Genomic DNA, 18,880 nt, shown 5'->3' with positions numbered 1-18,880 from the left:
TAGGAATGAAGGTTGGTGTAATCGGAGCAGGCGTCATGGGAAAAGGGGTTGCGCAGAGCCTTGCGCAGTCCCGGCACAACGTGGTTTTGATCGACGTGAATGAGGAAATTTTGGATCAGGCGAGAACAGCCTTGTTTACCAACATCCGGTTTTCCGGCTTCTATAACAAGGATGCTGATGCCGAAGACCCGGATACTGTGCTCTCACGTGTGGAGTTTACGACCCATTATGATTCGCTGAGCGATGCAGATTTTATTATTGAGAACGTGCCTGAGCAATGGGATATGAAAAAAGAGGTCTATGCACAGCTTGAAAACTATTGCCCCGATTCTTGCATTTATTTGGTCAATACATCATGCATTTCGATTACAAAAGTGGGCTCCATCACCAAACGGCCGGACAAGGTCATCGGTGTGCATTTTATGAATCCAGTCCCGTTAAAACCGGTAGTCGAAGCTATTCAGGGTTATCACACTTCGGATACAACGATTGAAGCAACCAGATCCCTGCTCCATACCATGGGCAAAGAAGCCATACTGGTACAAGATCTTCCCGGTTTTGTATCCAACCGAATATCCCATCTTCTAATGAATGAAGCTGCCTTTGTCGTTCAGGATCAGGTAGCTTCACCGGAAGAGGTTGATGATATATTCGTCAAATGTTTTGGACATAAGATGGGCCCGCTTCACACAGCGGATTTGATTGGTCTAGATACTGTGGTTCATTCATTGGATGTACTCTATGAGAGTTATCAGGACCCGAAATATAGAGTATGTCCCTTGCTTCGCAAGATGGTGGATGCCGGATTGTTAGGCGCCAAAAGCGGTCAAGGCTTCTTTGAGCACGTGATTCTGTAAGTGTATCGACTATAAATTATACGAGGTGACTGTGCATGGAGTCCAAAGTCAAAGTAAAAACATTTCTGAGTCGTTTCTATCGCAAACGTGAAATTCAGGATGATGAGGATATTTTTGAATTGGGTTTTGCCAATTCCCTGTTTGCAATGCAGATGGTGATGTTTCTGGAGAAAGAATTCAACATTCGGATTGAGACCCAGGATATGGATCTGAGCAATTTCCGTACGTTGAACAAGATTAATGAACTGATTGAACGAAAGACAGCATAGACTGCCTGAAGGTCTTGAAGCAATAGTTTGGAACAATATGCCAAGGAGGGGTTCAGGTATGGGTGATCCATCGGTAAGTTCGGTAATGGACAAGCAAAAGCAAGAGAAGGTGAAGCTGGTCGTCTGGGATCTGGATAATACAATCTGGGAAGGTGTCCTTCTGGAAGATGAGAATGTTGTCTTGAGAGAGGGAATTATTGATGTGATCCGGACACTGGACGAGCGTGGGGTTCTGCAATCCATCGCCAGTAAAAATGACCATCAGACAGCCATGGAGAAGCTTGAGGAATTCGGAATTCATGAATATTTCCTATACCCCCAGATTCACTGGAATTCCAAGTCGAGCTCGATTCAATCCATCATAACGTCCATTAATATCGGAGCGAATACGGTTGCTTTTGTGGATGATCAGATGTTTGAGCTGGAAGAGGTACAGTTTGAGCATGCTGAAGTTCGATGCATAGATGCTGCCCAGTACCTGGACATTCCTGACATGGAGATGATGAATCCCCGTTTTATTACGGAGGACTCCAGACTTCGCCGTTTAATGTACAAAAGCGATGAGATCCGTAATAAGGCGGAAGAGGAATTCACAGGTCCCAAAGATGACTTTCTTGCTTCACTTGGCATGACATTTACGATTTCTCCCCTCAAGGGAGATGATCTGCAGCGTGCAGAAGAGTTAACGGTGCGGACTCATCAGCTGAACACTACAGGGTATACCTATTCCTATGAAGATCTGGAACAACTCAGTCAATCTCCTAATCACAAAATTCTCATTACAGGACTGGAAGACAAGTATGGAGCATATGGAAAAATTGGACTCGCTTTGCTTGAGCTGGAAGAGGAGTACTGGACCGTGAAGCTGCTGCTGATGTCTTGCCGTGTAATGTCGCGAGGGGTAGGCACGATTCTCATGAATTATATCCTGGAACAGGCGAAAGAAGCCGGGGTCAAGATACGGGCTGAATTCAAAATGACCGATCGTAATCGGATGATGTATCTGACCTATAAATTTGGCGGATTCAAAGAAATCCATCAGGAAGAGGACCTTGTCATTTTTGAACACGACATGAGCTATATTCAGAAAATTCCTTCATATGTGGAACTGAACATTATTAATAATTAATACACCAACCCTATTAATGGAGGTTACGACATGGAAAAAATAGCACTGCTGTTTCCGGGACAAGGTTCTCAGTATGTAGGTATGGGAAAGAGTTTCTATGATCAATATAGCATTGCCAAGCAAACGTATGAGGAAGCGAGTGACGTTGCAGGTGTGGATCTGGCAAAACTATGTTTTGAAGGAAGTTTATCTGAACTGAATCAGAATGAGAACATGCAACCTGCTCTTCTGGCAACGAATGTAGCGGCTTTCAGAGTGTATATGGAAGAAGTGGGGATTCGACCACAATTTTGTGCAGGTCACAGTATGGGTGAATATTCGGCGTTGGTATGTTCAGGTGCCATGACATTTTCCGATGCTGTTCAAATCACCAAATTGCGCGGTGCAATGATGCAGATTCATATTGATCGGGGCACAGGATCAATGACGATTATGGACGGTATTGACGCATCCATTGTGGAGCAACTCTGTGAACAATACAGCGGCGAGCAGGGTGTAGCTGTGGTCTCCTGTTATAATTCGCCAACACAAGCTGCCGTGTCCGGTCATCAATACGTACTGGAGGAGATCGAAGCAGCCGTATTGGATGCCGATGGTCAGGTTACTCCCCTAATGTCCAGTGCACCCATTCATAGTTCGCTGATGGCGGAAGATGCAGAGCGGCTCGGTCAAGAACTGGCAAAGTATTCGTACAATATGTTCAAATGGCCGGTACTATCCAATGTTACAGGTCAACCTTATGGTGATGTGGAGCGAATTCCGGGATTGCTGACAGATCAGATGGTCAAACCTGTGCAATGGACACGGATTCTTCAATACCTTGAGCGTTTCGGTGTCACACTTGCCATCGAAATGGGACCCAAAAATGTATTGAATAAATTGACTAAAACGAACTGTCCTGATATCAATTCGCTCTGCTTTGGCGAAAAAGCGGAACGTCAAAAATTGATCAGCATGTTTCAATCGGATGGCAAGAAGAAAAAAGGAGTACCCACAGTCATAACTAAATGTTTAGCCATTGCAGTGGCAACGCCGAACCAGAATTGGGATGAAGCAGAGTATCAACAAGGTGTTGTTCAGCGTTACAAACGAATCCAGGCAATTCAGGAGCAGGTTGAAAATGCGGGGGACAAACCCTCAAAAGAGCAAATGATAGAAGCGTTGGAACTGCTCAAGGGCATCTTTGAAACTAAAAAGTTACCTGTTAAAGAAAGAAATCAGTGGATGAATCATATCATTGATGATACTGGACATCACTACGAACTGGCTGAGTATCTGGTACACGAAGCTGTCGGCGTAAAGTGATTACATTAGGGGCGAAATACGCTGTAATAGCGTATTCGCCCTCCCATGAATTCAGCAATACAGGCAATACATAAAGGGGGAGAACAAGTGAGAGTGCTATCCGCTGAGAACGTCACTAAGTCCTATGGTAAACACCTAGCGTTAGATAACATGTCCTTTGAGCTTCGCAAGGGTGAGATCCACACAATTCTGGGGACCAACGGTTCAGGGAAAACAACATTTATTAAAGTCCTGGCGACTCTGTTGACCAAGGACTCCGGAATTGTCAATATCGGCGGCTACGATTTGGATACCGATGCGAACATCATCAGGAGACTAATTGGATACGTGGGTCAAGATACTGAACGCTCTGCTTATGCGAGATTAACTGTTCGAGAGAACTTAATATTCTTTGGAAGACTTACCGGACTTAGCAAACAAGAGATTTCTAACCAGATTGACAAATTAAGTACGTATCTGGATTTCTCGGAACATCTGAACAAGCAATTCATGCAATTATCGGGTGGCCAAAAGCAAACCGTTGTCATTATGCGAGCCCTGCTGCATGATCCTGAAGTGATATATCTGGATGAACCGACCAAGGGCCTGGATCCCGTGATCTCCAGACGTGTACGTGAGTTCATTAAAAGTTATGTGCGGGATGAGGGGAAATCCATTATTCTGACCTCTCACATTCTGACTGAGGTAGAGGACATGACGGACCGTGTGTCCCTGATGCGTAAAGGAACGCTCCTTAAAACAGGTACAATTGCCGAACTAAAATCCAATCTGGGCGCAGTTGAATTCATCGACATTCCCAGAGCAGACTTGCCCCCTTCCATTCAGGAGCGAATCACTGCTCTGCCGGAGGTAACTTCCACTATTATTCGTGAGGAGGAAGACACGGTTTCCTTCGGAATCACGAACCTGTACGACGGGATGGGCGCGGTTATTAGTGAATTAAAAGAAGGCAATATCCATACGACCATTCAGCATAGACAACTAACACTTGAAGATTTGTTTGTTCAGCTCTATGTGAAGTCTGATGAGAATTTAGAGTACACATTGGCAGGAGGCAGAGAACAGTGAGTATCGAATACGCTAAAACCGGGACAGGTCAGGAAACGCTAAAGCTGCAAGCGATAGGTAAACCTACCGGATTTTTCACCGTCGTGTGGGCAACAACCGTGAAGGAATTGCAGATTGCTGTAAGGTATCTGCCCAACTTCTTCGGTAACTTCCTACAGTTGGGTCTACGAGTACTCTTTTTCCTGCTGATGTCCACGTTTGTTGTATACGAGGGAGAGAATGTACTTCAAGGAGATAACCTGTTTATCTTTTATCTGGGTGCAATACTTGTATGGCTGTTCTACGGAGTAGCGTTAAACGCACCGCTCGGCGCCGTGACGAATGATCTCCATAACGGCACTTTGGAGTATCTGTACTGCAATCCAATCTCTCGTTATGCGTATTATGTAGGGACGGTTGTAGCCAGTGCATTAATGAATGTCATTGTGTTCATACCGATGTATATTCTGCTTGTTCTGTACGCAGGTCTCAACTTTGCTGAATCCATGATGATTCTAGTCACCTGTCTTGTGGTCATCGTTGCATTAATGGCGCTTGGCGTCATGATTGCACTACTGGGGATTCTGTACCGCCAGGTCTCATCCATTGTGGGTATTTTGTTTATCATGTTTGAATTTGTAGCAGGTGCTTATTTCCCAGTGGACCAGTTTCCGGCAGTCGTTCGTTGGATCGCATATCTCCTGCCTTATACCTGGGGGTATGATATGGTGCGTTATTACAGTTTCAAAACAGATTGGGTGCCCCTTGCACCGATCTGGATGGAATGGTGCATTCTCATCTTTTTTGCCATTTCGTATACAATTATCTCAATCGTTATGCTGCGCAAGGTAGAAAAGATGGCAAAGAAAAAAGGTCTCAACCTAATCTGATTATTCTTGATCTCAAAGAGAAGGGGAGGCGTGCTAATTGTCAGCAGAGCCAGGTGCATTCATGCAAAATTTGCTATTATCGAGCCGAAAGTTCGAAGAGGAGAAGCAATATTGGCTAAACCATCTCTCGGGGGACCTTCAATTCAGCATGTTTCCTAGTGAACAAACGAGGGGAACATGGGGTGAGCAAGTGTTTGAGGAGATGCAAATTGCATTTCCTCAACCTGTTTCAGAACAAATCTTTCGCATTTCCGGGAACACCGAAGCAGGGGCATTTATTCTTCTTCTGGCAGGTGTCACATACGTGTTACACCGTTATCTGGACAATGACGATATAACTGTAGGTATTCCCGCTTCATCTGGTGCAACAAATTCAAGTCAACTACGTGCTATTCGCATCAATTTTGGTGAAGAGTGTTCTTTTAAGGAAGTTGTTCTTCAGCTCAGGACCCTTGTGGGTGCGGCCAAAAAGTTTAACCATCTTTCGCTGGAGAAAATTCTTGAATTGCTTGGTCATGAAGGGACAGACTTGCCAAGGGTAGCCACTGTGGTTCGTATGGACAATATGCAGGAGAATCTACAGGAAACAGGCCCCCTAGCCGATATGGTGTTTTCACTTCAAATGTCTAAAGTGGGGCTGGCGCTACGCATGAATTACAATGCCGCAATATATTCTCCAGCAACTATTGAACAGATTGTAGACCACGTGATACGTGTGCTCTCTATTTGTACAGCCCATCCAGATGAGGGATTACATCATATAAAGATGCTCTCGCGCAAGGAAGACCAGGTTATTGAACATCTGAATGATACGGAGATCCGTTTTCCTGAAGCTCGTTCAATCATCCAGATGATTCAGTCCTGGTCTGCACAACAGCCGGATATTCCCGCAGTGATCTGCGGAGAAAATATCCTTACCTATCAAAGCTTGGATTACAAATCAGATCAACTTGCGAAATACCTGTTAGCTCAGGGAGTAAGATCAGGCGCTATTGTAGGAATTCTGTTAACGCGATCGGAAGACATGCTCTTGGCTATGCTGGGTGTACTTAAGGCGGGGGCTGCTTACATGCCAATGGACCCCGCATATGCAAATAATCGATTGCAGTTCATGCTGGAGGATAGCCAGGCTGCGATTCTGCTAACGAACCCCGATCTGATCGGCTCACTCATATACACAGGACAAATAATCGATATTTCTCGCATGGAAGAATGGGATGAACAACATATCTCTCTGCCAGTTGTTTCGTCGGAGCAGTTGGCTTATTTGATATATACTTCCGGATCTACAGGCAGGCCAAAAGGGGTCATGATTGAACATCGGGCACTAAGAAACTTTGTGGAAGGTGTATCCCGCAGCATTTCTTTTGAGGCTGGCAAACGAATTCTCGCCCTCACAACATTCTCCTTTGATATCTTTGTACTGGAAACGCTTGGGGCACTCGCTAACGGGTTAACACTGATCATGGCAGTAGAAGAGGATCAGTTAAGTCCAAGCCGTATTGCGCATCTAATTGTTACTCACAACATTGAATTAATTCAAATAACGCCTTCTCGACTGCGGATGCTTCAGATTGGGCTTACAGCCGATTCACCGGTATGGAGCGTAATCCAAATATTGATGATTGGAGGCGAAGCTCTACCGTATGCCTTGTATGAAGAGGTAGCGGGAATGACCTCTGCCCGCATCTACAATATGTATGGTCCCACAGAAACAACAATATGGTCGAGCATTAAGGAACTTTCGCCTACCACGACAATTTCGATCGGTCATCCGATTGCAAATACCCGTATTTATATTCTGGATAAGCGGCATCGGCATATGCCAATCGGAGCAACGGGAGAGTTATGCATCGCAGGAGATGGAGTAGCCAGAGGTTATTGGAACAGACCTGAGCTTACGGCCGAGAGGTTTCTAAAAGATCCTTTTCATGAAGGCGCTTGTATGTATAAAACAGGAGATCTCGCACGTCTCAATGCTAATGGAGATCTGGAGTATCTGGGTCGTTCCGATTTTCAAGTGAAAATACGTGGTTATCGGATCGAACTCGGGGAGATCGAGAACAGGTTGCTCCAGTACCCGGCTATCTCGGCTGCTGCGGTCACAGTTCGGTCAGATCAGGATGGGCAGTCCCTGTTATGTGCCTATTACACAGTAACGGAGAGCCAAAGTCTCAATCAGGAGCAATTGCGATCTTTTTTGCTGACAGAGTTGCCTGAATATATGCTGCCCTCCAGATACACCATGTTGGATCATATGCCATATACGGCCAATGGGAAGTTGGACCGAAAAGCTCTTCCAGATCCCTTGCTCTTACAGGGAGAAGGGACAGATATTACACTTCCACGCAATGCATTAGAGCAGGTGCTCGCCGAATTGTGGTCGGATCTGTTGCAATTAAAAGAGATTGACGTTCATGCCCGCTTCTTCGAAATTGGAGGGCATTCACTGAATGTCATCAAACTTGAGGCGAATATGGAGAGGCAGAGTATTCCGCTTACTGCTGATGAAGTGATGCGGCATGAGACTATTGCATCACTGGCTGAAGTGCTTCGAAACAAGGGATATGAAGCGGATAAGTATAACTCTGAAAAAGAGATACTTCTTGAAGAGCAGGATATGCCAGAGACAGATGGTGCAATGAAGCAATTTACCGAGGAAGTCGGGGCAACGGCGGAAGCGAATCATCTTATATTACATCATTCCCATAGGCCAATAGTTATCATCGCAGGAATAGAGCCGTTTAATGATGTTTTCTACAAAAACTGCTTCTATAATTCACTCTTTCCCGTATTGAACTTCTATTCTATTGGTGTACTGCCTGTGATGATTAACGACCGAATGCACTATAGATTCGATGAACATCAGGGCATACTCCGATTAGAGTATCAAGCTGTATTATCAGATGACCAGCTAATTGAGCGCATGGGGATAACTTATGAAACGAAGACCTACAGCGGGGATGTACGAAAAGAGATTATAGAAGCGGTTAACTTGAACCGCCCAGTAATTATCCGAGTGGACTGTTATTACGAGTCCATGCGCAAAGACATGTATTTACGTACCCACTGGCCACATTCCTTATTAATCTATGGGTATGATCTCCAACGGCAAGTGTTCCATGTAATAGAACATGATCACCGGGACAATCTCACGTATCAACCGATGGAGATGCCTATGAAAGATATTGTACAAGCTTACGAAGGATTCGTACGGCATTTCATGGAGGAAGAAGAAGTACCCACGTTCTACGCATTTTCAGCTTGTGAAACTGTCTCACACAAAAGAAACAGCATCATGCTGGGAGAACTGCGTGACATGTTTATTCATCATGTGCGCGTTACACCAGGAGATATTAATCAGGAACTGAGTCATCTTATGTCCTTCATACAGAAGACGTATCAGTTCAATGAAGAAGATTCACCTGATATGGTCTATGCTGAACTTGTTCTACAATCCATTGTAGACACTGTGAATGCCAAAAAGGTCGAAACCTATCGTATGCAACGGTTATATGAACATCATACCGATCTTGTTTCTGCTGCTCAGGCAATACAGGATCATTGGAGTGAGTTACGTAATGTGCTGGCGAAGGCGGTATATCGGGAGAATATGACACATAATCAGTGGAGAAAATTCACAAGCAAGCTGGAAGCCATTCATGAACTGGAGAAGCATAACTTAATAAATTGCTCAGGATTGGAGATCAGTCATGATTAAAAAATTGCAAGTGAACGAGCCTTTAATGACTACCTACCCACATCACGCGAGTCTCTTTTCCATGTTGGATTTGGACAAGCGTTCACGTAGCTGGATTTATCATAATTTTCTATTGGTCATCCTGCATCACAATGATGAAGGGGGCTATGGATTGGACGTCTGTTCACAGTATTATCCTTGGCACAAATTCAAAATGTCGACATGCCCTATGTTGATTACAAGGGTGTACGATAGAGATATGATTTTAAAACAGTGGGAACTGCAAGATTTTATAGTGGAACTAATTCAAAAGAATAATTATATTTATTTCCTGAGAAATATTCCTGGCGGTGGTAAACATGAGGTATTCATCTCTGGATTCGATTCGGATCGTAAAGAGTTTCTGTGCCATGATTTTTGGGATGGATTCTATGGTGAGAAATGGCTTCCCTATGATGAGATCACTGTTATTCAAGATTCGAATTTCGATGCTGAATGGTCTACGGATTACCTAAACGGAATATGGGCCATTGAAAAGACAGAAGAGTACAAGGAACCAAGTGAATATTATTATGAAACGGTTCTCCAGTTCTCCAAAGAGGATCTAATGAATATTTTGAAAGAATACGTAGGAGAGACTAATCAAGTTCGCAGTGTTCTGAGAAAGGATCACCGTTATCTTGGAAGTGAAATATACGATAAGATGATTGATATGCTGGGGATGCAGAAGGAAGGGATGCAAAATCAGCCGTTTGCTATACATCCTTTTCACCTGCTTTACGAACATAAACAACTGCTTGCTCAAGCCATACTTGACTTTCTCCCCGATCCTTCGATAAAAATAAGGTTGGAAGAACTGGTTAGCGAAGCTTTAAAACTCCGTAATCTGGTCATGTATATGAATCAATTCATCATGGAGCAGGGTGTATACAAAAAGTATGATGTCATGCTGGATAAAATCATTGAATTGAAAAATATGGAATTGGATATTGTGAAACATGTATTCGAATACGAGTATCAATCACAGTTAGGACAATAATTAAATACGATGTATCTACGATAAGATAGACCCATTCATTTAATTCTTGAATGGGTCTATTGAACTTTTCTATTATACTTTCCGATGACGTTACCCTAATATGGATAATAACCTGCTTTTTACATAGGAATTATATAGTATGGGGAATGCCAAGATGCCACAATGGAAGCGAAATCTGTATATTCTGTGGTTCGGCCTGTTTCTCAATCATATGGCATACTCACTGTCCGTTCCGTTTTTTCCTATATTTCTGCAAAATGATCTTGGTATCCAGAGCGACTTGGAAGCTTGGTCCGGTATTTCGATCTCCATGAGCTTTCTGATCAGTGGATTATGCGCACGGTAATGACGTTAATATAACGTGTTGCCGCTCTTTTTGATGGTTTCTTTTTCGGAGAGTACTGCTATTATAAAATGATAAACAAGCTGCAATTCCAGACGAGTCACAGGAGGAGATTAGGATGATTAGAGGGTTAACGAATGCGGGACTGGGCAATATCGAGTCTGATGAACAATATATCACGGATGCGGCCAAGCACGGATTCGGATCTGTAGATTTGAATCCGCTCTCATTGATTGAAACGTATGGCAAGGAACAGGCACAACATCTGCTGGCAAGCAATCAGGTGATCATCGGTTCATCGGGTCTGACGGTGGAGTGGCGGACAACAGATGAGCAATTCCGTGAGGGGTTGCAATCGTTGGTCGCTATGGCAGAAGCTTCTGCTTCGCTAAACTGTTATAGCTGTTGCACGTATATTTTACCCTCAACGGATCAACCGGCAGCGCAATTTATGGCGGCGGCTACGAAACGTTTGAGACTCTGCGCAGATATCTTGGACGCTTACGGGATTAAGTTGGGTCTGGAGTTTGTGGGATGCCATCACTTGCGGACGCAATGGAAGAATCCGTTTATCTGGCGTGTGGAAGATACGCTGGACTGGATCGAGACGATCCATGCACCTAACGTAGGTTTACTGGTAGATTCCTATCACTGGCATACAAATGGTTTACCGATGGAAGATCTGTTGAAGCTGAAGAAAGAACAGGTTGTTCATGTGCATATCAACGATGCTTATGATTTGCCGATAGAGGAATTACTGGATTATGAGCGTTTGTACCCCGGCGAAGGGGTCATTGATCTGGGCGGATTTCTGAGAAATCTGCAGGCGATTGGTTACAATGGTGTGGTGGCTCAGGAAGTACTGGCACCGGCATCGAATCTAAGTTTGAGTGAAATATTGGCTAAATCGAAAGCAGGTTTTGACAAGGTATTTGCAGCAATCTAAGTTGCTGAAAAAAAGGAGGGGGTGTTCCTAGCTATGTTTATGGCTTAGGGAACCCCCCTGTTCTTGTTCAATTAATCCAGTACGCCGTGATCTTTCATCAGTTGTTTCGTAACGATCCACAGTCTGTTTTACATGACCTCATCTCCGCCAGGATTTAGGGCATTTACGCGAATTCCGGTTCCACGCCATAGTCTGGCTAGTTCACCAGTATAATATTGAGCAGTTTGGTTTGAGTTAATAATAATGAGTGAAAATTCAGTCAAAACCAAATGCAATGGACCGCAGTTCGGTCAGCCGATTAATCAAACAACTTGAAAAGTCGGGATATGTTAGCAAAGAGCAAGACCCCAAGGATCGGCGCGGGGTGTTACTGTCTCTTACGGAACTTGGTCAACAATCGACGGTCGATGCGCTCAAGGAGAAGGAGTCAGCTTTTTATGACCGTATATCGAGATGGGATGATAAGGAACTGGAGCATTTCACCGCCATGCTCAGGCAGTTTAATGGATTGGAAGAAAAGTGAGAGGAACATTAGTGTGGATTGTATTTGATACCCGAACCATAGGACATGTCACCATTGAGCGAGGTAGACTACAAATTCATAGCAAAAGCGGACATCTGGTGATGTCCGCTCGTGAAGTTCCCAGATCATTTATAGTTTCCAGGGAAGCTGCGGGATTTTATATCGGAAACCCTGATGGTTCCCTTTTTTCACATATATCCAAGGTGGGGGGACAGGGGTGCCTAGTGCTTTATACAAGACCGTTCCTTCATCGCTTGTGGAATATTTTTCGATACTACTTTGCATATCCTCCCAATGAATCTTACCTTGGTAAGACAGTGTCTGCCCTTGAACGATAACATGAGGTGCACCTGAAATAACTCTCTGCGTTATGTTGAGAACTCCAACCTTTCCTGAGGACAACATCATCAATTCGCTCATGAAAAGGATGATAATCAAAATGACTATGCTCACAATCCATCGCTTTTTTCTCATTTTGTGACCTCCGCTACCTAGGGGATCATTCCCTCATAGTTAATGTCTTTTAATGACATAATCTCGTCAGAGATTGTATTGATTTTGACTGAATAGGGCCTAATAGCTTGCAGGAATTCATTAATGATTTGCTTGCGATCCTTATCAAAGACGGCAGATGTTATGTGATTCTCCTTTAATACGTTATCGTTCATTATGACTTGTTTAGCATAACTGACTGAATTACTATAATCGATTAGATGCGTAACCCCCGTGAATTTGCCATTAGTTAATGTACCTTTGGAGAATTCGGATGGTTTAATCCCAATATATTTTTCTGAAGAACCGTGTTTCTTTTTATAATTGATAATCGTGTCAAAAAAGTACGGGTCCCCGGTTAACTTTTCGTTGAAATAATCATTTTTGAGAACAATCGTAGTCGTATGATCGGTATACCCTAGTGAAACAGTATCTGAAGAGTGGATTGCATAATATCCCTGAGACATCTTGCCCTGATTGAATGTTCCATCGTTAATGGTGTTGTTGTAACGGTCATGTATAGGGTAAACCTTACCATCAGAAGTAAGATACTGTACTTCTAACCATTGCGTAATTTCTTTTCCTTTACCATGATATGTATCATTAATCCATGATCCGGTGTAGGTTTTTGTAATGAATTCACCTGTTCCATGGCCCATATTAGATTCATTGTAATCCTCAAAGGGGACACCTCCACCTTTAACTAATGTATATGTATACTTGCCTTTTCCTTGCCGCTTACCACTCACCCAATCTCCAGAGTAAACTTCGGTTTCTTCCCATCTCGCGGTTCCTTTACCATGAGGTTTTCCGTTTAAAACTTCACCATAGTACGTCCCTCCATCGGACAATTTTAAGTTTACTTTCTTCGATGCTGCTTCTGTTGGAGTAGAGCTTGATAATAGTACAATGATAACGATGATCGTTAATCCAAAACCGAGATAGAATCTTTTCAAAAGTGTGCAACCCCTTCAATGAATAATGATCTTTGTGTTGTTAGCCATCTTCAACATTATCGGTTTATGTATCGTATTTTTCCAGTTTAAATATAAAGTGGAGATCGGTCGGATTTCACAAACAACTCGTCCCCAGTTCACAAAAGCAAAGATGTAAGGGCCAAAACAAAATCCAGCTCAACCCAAAGTACCTGCGGATTCAGGGCGTATTATGCCCATGATCCGGGGTGCTTTTTTCTATACTCAGCGTATACGTAACCCTGATCTTTTTACAAAACTCATTATTTTCTCCGCTTTATCATTCCTCATTCACCAGTTCTCCTCCTAATGATCCACAGCAGTGGTGGAACTTTCCTGAATCGTGAACAATCTCTGAATTTTGTATCTCCTCCTATTTGCAGCGTTATTCCTAGATTCACTCTCCAAATATGGAGCAGTATAGAGTATGACTTCGTCAGGATAAGTTAGAAAAACCTTTAACGGAATATGAAAGAATGCAGGTATATGTAAAATTTTAAATACATACTTCCAGGCCGTTGACCCTGCCCCCAAAAGTCTCTTATATTTACTCCCGACACAACAACTCAGAACGGGTGGTGGGATAATTTTGTTCATTAATAAAGGCAAGAAAGTGCTCGCTATGCTTACACTTATACCCTTGGCTACAGGGATGGTCATGGGGGCTTTCCCTGCTGCGATAACGTATGCAGATGCGGGAGACAACACATCGATCAACAGCTCGGCAACAGGTTCTTGGCAAACGGGAGATTTGCATGTACATACGTTTGAGTCCGATGATGCACAGGTTTCACTGGAGAACGTGCTTGATGCGGGTTTAACGAAATATGGGTTGGACTGGATCGCCCTTACGGATCACCTGCGGTTATCCAAGCGAGATCACAACGGGAACGATATTTCGGGTGGACCAATACCGATGTCTCAGGGAATGAATGAATATCAGGTACCACAGATCAAGGCACTTCAGGATGCAGGCAAATACGCAGGTAAAACGATCTTCTCCGGTTTCGAATGGGACATGCCGACACATGAACACGTTGGGGTGGGGATTCTTACGGATGAGCCAAACTCAACCGAAGCGCTAAACGCTGCCAAGGAATTCGAATACCGTTTCACGAATCGCGCAGCGAACCTGTTTAATGCGGCGGACGTAACAAAATGGGAGCAGAACGGAGGGCGTGCTTACACGACTCATCAGGATGCGTTAACCGCCATCAATTGGCTCGCGACCAACTATCCAATGACAAGTTATGCGATGATCAACCATCCTTCACGCGGCAAAAACAAATATACCATCGCGGACTTCCGTGAGTTCAACGATCTGGCTCCACAAGTGGTATTCGGTATCGAAGGCATGCTGGGCAATCAGATGGAACCGGATCGTGGAGGGTACAACACAAGTTACAATGTAGCTAATCCAACCGCAGATGATGGATACAAATATCGTACATACGGCGGTGTAGACTATATGGTCGCCAAGGTTGGCGGACTATGGGATGCATTGCTTGGAGAAGGACGTCACTTCTGGAACTATGGCAATTCGGATTACCACTTCAAGACGATTGGCACGAATTCCAGTGGTTATTTTCCGGGCGAATATGCCAAGACGTATTCCTGGGTTGAGGGTACAGGTATGCAGGCTGTTCTGGATGGACTGCGTTCGGGGAAATCATTTTCCGTATTCGGTGACCTGATCAACGCACTCGATTTCACGGCTTCCGGAGCGGGTGCTCAGGTTGAGATGGGTGGAGACCTAGGTGTGACCCAAGGTGACGAAGTGGAACTGAAGATTCGCTTCAAGAGTCCAACGACGAGCAACAACTATGAAAAACCAATTAACAGTGGTACGTCCGCTGGACAAGTACCCGTGGTGGATCACGTCGATCTCATCGCTGGGGATGTGACAGCCAAGGCCCAGAAGGGTACAGCCGCATATACCAAAGACACCAACGATTCTACCAAAGTACTGGCTACCTTCACATCCAACGATTGGACGACAGATGCTGAAGGCTATAATGTCATCACGTACAAAATCAAAGCCACAGACCAGGATCGGTATTTCCGCCTGCGCGGTACGAATCTGGGAATGAACGTGACAGGTGAGACTGTCAATGGTGAACCGCAGCTTGATCCGAAAAATACGACAGCGGATGCAACGACTCGTTTTGATCAAATTAACGATAGCAATTATCGCGACCTGTGGTTCTACTCCAACCCAATCTTCATGAGTGCTACACCTTACAGTGACGCACAGGCGGTAAACGATACAATCCAAGCAATCGATCTGGGCGATCTGAACGCGGTCCATTCCGATCTTGCCCTTCCTGTTGAAGGGAAGCATGGAGCAACGATTAGCTGGTCCAGCTCCAACCCGGAACTAATGAATAACGAGGGCAAGCTGCAAACGCAACCGGACAATAATGAGCGATTGGAACTGACGGCAACCGTGCAGCGTGGCACGGAATCTCAACCCAAAACGTTCACTGTCATTGTGGAAGGCACGAATAATCAGGCGCTGGTGTTGAAAAGTAACATGACAACCGCTGACGGCCAGCCGTATCACACGGATACATGGACGAATCAGTCTGTAACCGTTAGTGTAACCGCCGCAGTATACGCACCTGCTACTTCTGCGATCATCGAGTTGTCCCGTGATGGAGGGCAGACATATGAACGATATACAGAGAATACGCCTTTGGAGATAACGGAGCCGGGGGAGCACAACCTTTTATTCCGGGCAACCGATGATCTGGAACAAACGTATACTTTACCTCTGGTCATCAAAACTGACCGTGAGATTCCCGTCATCACCCTGCAAGGTAGCAGCCAGATGACGCTGAATGTGGGAGACACTTACAATGAGCCTGGAGCACAGGCTTCTGATGATGTCGGCATCCGTGGTTCCGTGCAGGTGGATGGCACGGTGAACACACAAGCAGCAGGAATCTACACCCTTCGGTATAACGTGAAGGATATTGCTGGTAATGCAGCACAAGAAGTTATCCGTACCGTGACTGTAGAAGCACGCTCAGGCAATGGTGGCGAGGGTTCAGGTGGAGGTAATGGAGGCAACTCTGGTGGGAATTCAGGAGTAAGCACACCAAGTGTGCCAACAACGCCTACCGTTCCAACCACACCAACGAACCCTGAAACGGAATCAGATGCATCCACTGAAGTGAAGGTTGAGGTGGAAGCGAATCAGCCGGTCCAAGCCGGATTGAAAGACATCGTACAATTCAACGCTCCAGCGGGAGCCATTGGTTCCAAGGATACGTTGCACGTGTCTGTGGTTGCCAAGGACAAGTTGCAGAATACAGCTTCCCTGAATGTACTTGGACAAGCTGTACAGATTAGTCGCAGTGGCGGAAGAACGTTGAATGATCAGGCGGCATTGAGCTTGAAAGTGGATTTGGCAGATCTGCCGAATGGCACTCAACCTGCAATCTACTATTATAATGAAGCTCGTCAGAGCTGGGTGTTTATCGGTGGCAGGACGAATGGAGCAGGAAGCATAACGGCCAGTGTGAATCATCTGGGTACATTCGTTGTGTCAAGCTATGTACCAATGAATCTGTCTGACCTGAATGGACACTGGGCTTCCGACTACGCAGATCGTTTGCTGGGCATGAACGTGATTCAAGGGTACACAGATGGAACATTCCAACCATCGAAGAAGATTACCCGGGCAGAGTTTGTTACGTTGCTCAGTAAGGCGCTGTCATTGAAGTCCGTGGAGTCGGATACAACGTTTGCGGATCAAGGTAATCTGCCAGACTGGGCGAAAGGCGACATTGCCGCAGCTGTGCAAGCTGGAATCGTGAAAGGCTACGGCGATAACACATTTAAGCCCGATCGGACGATTACCCGAGCCGAGATGGCAGTCATGATGGCGAATGCGCTGAAAGTAAGTTCAGATGCACAAGCCGGCATGTCAGGCGATACATCCGTTAAACCAAATTTCACTGATGCATCGCAGACGCCTTCTTGGGCACAGGAAGCGCTGAATGCAGCGGTACAGGCCAAAATTGTGAGCGGATATACGGACCATACGGTTCGTGCAGGAAGTGAAACGACACGTGCGGAAGCAGCAACGATGATCTATAACTTGTTGCTCGCCATGTACGTGTAAGAAGTGTAGAAGAGATTTAACTGTGTGTAAATTAGATAGGAATAGATGGAAATAGACGAAAAGTAGCTAAAAAGTAGAAGAAAAAACTGATATCCTTTTGGGGTGTCAGTTTTTTTGGGATAAAGGCTGTCTCATCTTGGTGGCATGTAAGGCATTCCATTGCTGTAATTCACGAAACGAAAGGGCAAGTTACTGTGATAGAATGAGTTAAGTCTGGATGATGAAACGGTGGGGGCTTAAAAATGAACAAAACGGAGCGGCAGCTTGCGATTACGCTTGAATTGCAGCGAAGAAAGATGTTAAGAGCAGAAGATTTAGCGGCTCAATTTGAGACAAGTGTACGTACAATATATCGAGATATTCAGGCATTAAGTGAGGCTGGTGTTCCGATTATGGGAGCGCCGGGTCATGGGTATTCCCTCATGGAAGGATATTTTCTGCCCCCGGTAAGCTTCACCGCAGAAGAAGCCGTGTCCCTGCTCATGGGAGCAGATTTTATCGAACAGAGGTTGGATACAGAATACGCTATGGAGGCTAAGTCGGCTCAACGGAAAATTGAAGCGATTTTACCAGAAGCCGTTCGTAACGAATCCACGCGTGTTCGGGAAACGATGCGACTGCTTCATACGGTTGAACCCTTAACCCGAACAAGGGTTAAAACATACCTTAACCAGATACGGAATGCCATTCTGGAGCAACGTAAGATCAGCTTTATGTACCTGAAGAAAATGGCGGGATCGGATGGCAATCGGTATAACATGCGTGAGGTTTCACCCTATGGTCTCTCGCTGGTTCAGGAAAATTGGGTGTTGATCGCACGTTGTGATCTAAGGCAAGACATTCGTCATTTTCGTTTGTCACGCATGACTGAACTTTCAGAGCTGGAGGAGCACTTCCATTTGCCCCCTGATTTTGATCTAAACAGTTATCGACCTCCTGACGACCGTAACGAACACGTATACATTCGGGCTAAACCTGAGATTGCTGACAAAATTATGGAGGCCCTTCATTTCTATATGGATGCATTTGAGGAGCGAGAGGATGGTGTGGTTTTTCATTTTCGTGTCCGCTATCCGGAGGAAATATTGCATTATTTGCTTGGCTGGGGTGGGGATATCGAGGTCTTGGAGCCGGAATCTTTACGCTTTCGAATGCAGGAAGTCGCCAAAAACATCTTGAAACACTACTGACATACACCTGTCAGTAGTGTTTTTTTATATTTGGATATATCACAGAT

Annotated in this window: 14 protein-coding genes; 13 read left to right on the top strand and 1 reads right to left on the bottom strand. The window is 44.8% G+C overall.

Annotation, left to right across the window (positions count from 1 at the left end; all coding sequences use genetic code 11):
- Positions 1–5: 5 nt before the first annotated feature.
- From ACETMN_RS25615 to ACETMN_RS25565, 11 genes are all read left to right on the top strand, one after another.
- Complete coding sequence (locus ACETMN_RS25615) at positions 6–857, top strand: 3-hydroxyacyl-CoA dehydrogenase family protein (RefSeq protein ID WP_341073811.1); 852 nt, start codon at positions 6–8, stop codon at positions 855–857.
- Between the two features lie 35 nt (positions 858–892).
- Entirely contained in the window at positions 893–1,126 is a 234-nt protein-coding gene (locus ACETMN_RS25610; RefSeq protein ID WP_017686948.1) for an acyl carrier protein, read from the top strand.
- Between the two features lie 58 nt (positions 1,127–1,184).
- Complete coding sequence (locus tag ACETMN_RS25605) at positions 1,185–2,255, top strand: HAD-IIIC family phosphatase (protein WP_341073810.1); 1,071 nt, start codon at positions 1,185–1,187, stop codon at positions 2,253–2,255.
- A gap of 30 nt (positions 2,256–2,285) precedes the next feature.
- Entirely contained in the window at positions 2,286–3,560 is a 1,275-nt protein-coding gene (fabD, locus tag ACETMN_RS25600) for an ACP S-malonyltransferase (protein ID WP_105601699.1), read from the top strand.
- An 87-nt stretch (positions 3,561–3,647) separates the two neighbouring features.
- A complete protein-coding gene (locus ACETMN_RS25595; protein WP_017686951.1) occupies positions 3,648–4,628 on the top strand; it encodes an ABC transporter ATP-binding protein in 981 nt (326 codons plus the stop codon).
- The gene (locus ACETMN_RS25590; protein WP_047843969.1) at positions 4,625–5,497 is read left to right on the top strand and encodes an ABC transporter permease; all 873 of its coding nucleotides are present in this window, start codon (positions 4,625–4,627) and stop codon (positions 5,495–5,497) included. The genes ACETMN_RS25595 and ACETMN_RS25590 overlap by 4 nt, the downstream gene beginning before the upstream one ends.
- Before the next feature lie 37 nt (positions 5,498–5,534).
- Positions 5,535–9,218, top strand: coding sequence for a non-ribosomal peptide synthetase (locus ACETMN_RS25585; protein ID WP_091020254.1), 3,684 nt, complete (start codon positions 5,535–5,537; stop codon positions 9,216–9,218).
- On the top strand, positions 9,211–10,236 hold the full coding sequence (locus ACETMN_RS25580; protein ID WP_091020252.1) for a hypothetical protein: 1,026 nt from the start codon (positions 9,211–9,213) through the stop codon (positions 10,234–10,236). Before ACETMN_RS25585 ends, ACETMN_RS25580 begins: the two co-directional genes overlap by 8 nt.
- Positions 10,237–10,390: 154 nt before the next feature.
- Entirely contained in the window at positions 10,391–10,582 is a 192-nt protein-coding gene (locus tag ACETMN_RS25575) for a hypothetical protein (RefSeq protein WP_143786586.1), read from the top strand.
- A 115-nt stretch (positions 10,583–10,697) separates the two neighbouring features.
- The gene (locus ACETMN_RS25570; RefSeq protein WP_091020249.1) at positions 10,698–11,525 is read left to right on the top strand and encodes a sugar phosphate isomerase/epimerase family protein; all 828 of its coding nucleotides are present in this window, start codon (positions 10,698–10,700) and stop codon (positions 11,523–11,525) included.
- Positions 11,526–11,772: 247 nt separating this feature from the next.
- The gene (locus ACETMN_RS25565; protein ID WP_223199758.1) at positions 11,773–12,048 is read left to right on the top strand and encodes a MarR family winged helix-turn-helix transcriptional regulator; all 276 of its coding nucleotides are present in this window, start codon (positions 11,773–11,775) and stop codon (positions 12,046–12,048) included.
- A gap of 491 nt (positions 12,049–12,539) precedes the next feature.
- On the opposite strand, the gene ACETMN_RS25560 is transcribed toward ACETMN_RS25565, so the two are convergent.
- A complete protein-coding gene (locus ACETMN_RS25560; RefSeq protein ID WP_411735300.1) occupies positions 12,540–13,496 on the bottom strand; it encodes a hypothetical protein in 957 nt (318 codons plus the stop codon).
- A gap of 607 nt (positions 13,497–14,103) precedes the next feature.
- Between ACETMN_RS25560 and ACETMN_RS25555 the strand changes: the two genes are divergently transcribed.
- The gene (locus ACETMN_RS25555; RefSeq protein ID WP_411735299.1) at positions 14,104–17,643 is read left to right on the top strand and encodes an S-layer homology domain-containing protein; all 3,540 of its coding nucleotides are present in this window, start codon (positions 14,104–14,106) and stop codon (positions 17,641–17,643) included.
- A 242-nt stretch (positions 17,644–17,885) separates the two neighbouring features.
- Entirely contained in the window at positions 17,886–18,833 is a 948-nt protein-coding gene (locus ACETMN_RS25550; RefSeq protein ID WP_091020243.1) for a helix-turn-helix transcriptional regulator, read from the top strand.
- Positions 18,834–18,880: the final 47 nt, after the last annotated feature.

Source organism: Paenibacillus sp. M2 (assembly GCF_046713495.1).
In the GTDB taxonomy this organism is placed as follows: domain Bacteria; phylum Bacillota; class Bacilli; order Paenibacillales; family Paenibacillaceae; genus Paenibacillus; species Paenibacillus amylolyticus_B.
Note: the sequence above shows the minus strand (reverse complement) of the source record. Positions and strands in the feature narration are given on the sequence as shown.

Excerpts from the sequence above, each read along its gene's own strand:
- ACETMN_RS25615 (WP_341073811.1), top strand. The coding sequence starts at position 6 with ATGAAGGTTGGTGTAATCGGAGCAGGCGTCATGGGAAAAGGGGTTGCG.
- ACETMN_RS25610 (WP_017686948.1), top strand. The coding sequence starts at position 893 with ATGGAGTCCAAAGTCAAAGTAAAAACATTTCTGAGTCGTTTCTATCGC.
- ACETMN_RS25605 (WP_341073810.1), top strand. The coding sequence starts at position 1,185 with ATGGGTGATCCATCGGTAAGTTCGGTAATGGACAAGCAAAAGCAAGAG.
- fabD (WP_105601699.1), top strand. The coding sequence starts at position 2,286 with ATGGAAAAAATAGCACTGCTGTTTCCGGGACAAGGTTCTCAGTATGTA.
- ACETMN_RS25580 (WP_091020252.1), top strand. The coding sequence starts at position 9,211 with ATGATTAAAAAATTGCAAGTGAACGAGCCTTTAATGACTACCTACCCA.
- ACETMN_RS25575 (WP_143786586.1), top strand. The coding sequence starts at position 10,391 with ATGCCACAATGGAAGCGAAATCTGTATATTCTGTGGTTCGGCCTGTTT.
- ACETMN_RS25570 (WP_091020249.1), top strand. The coding sequence starts at position 10,698 with ATGATTAGAGGGTTAACGAATGCGGGACTGGGCAATATCGAGTCTGAT.
- ACETMN_RS25550 (WP_091020243.1), top strand. The coding sequence starts at position 17,886 with ATGAACAAAACGGAGCGGCAGCTTGCGATTACGCTTGAATTGCAGCGA.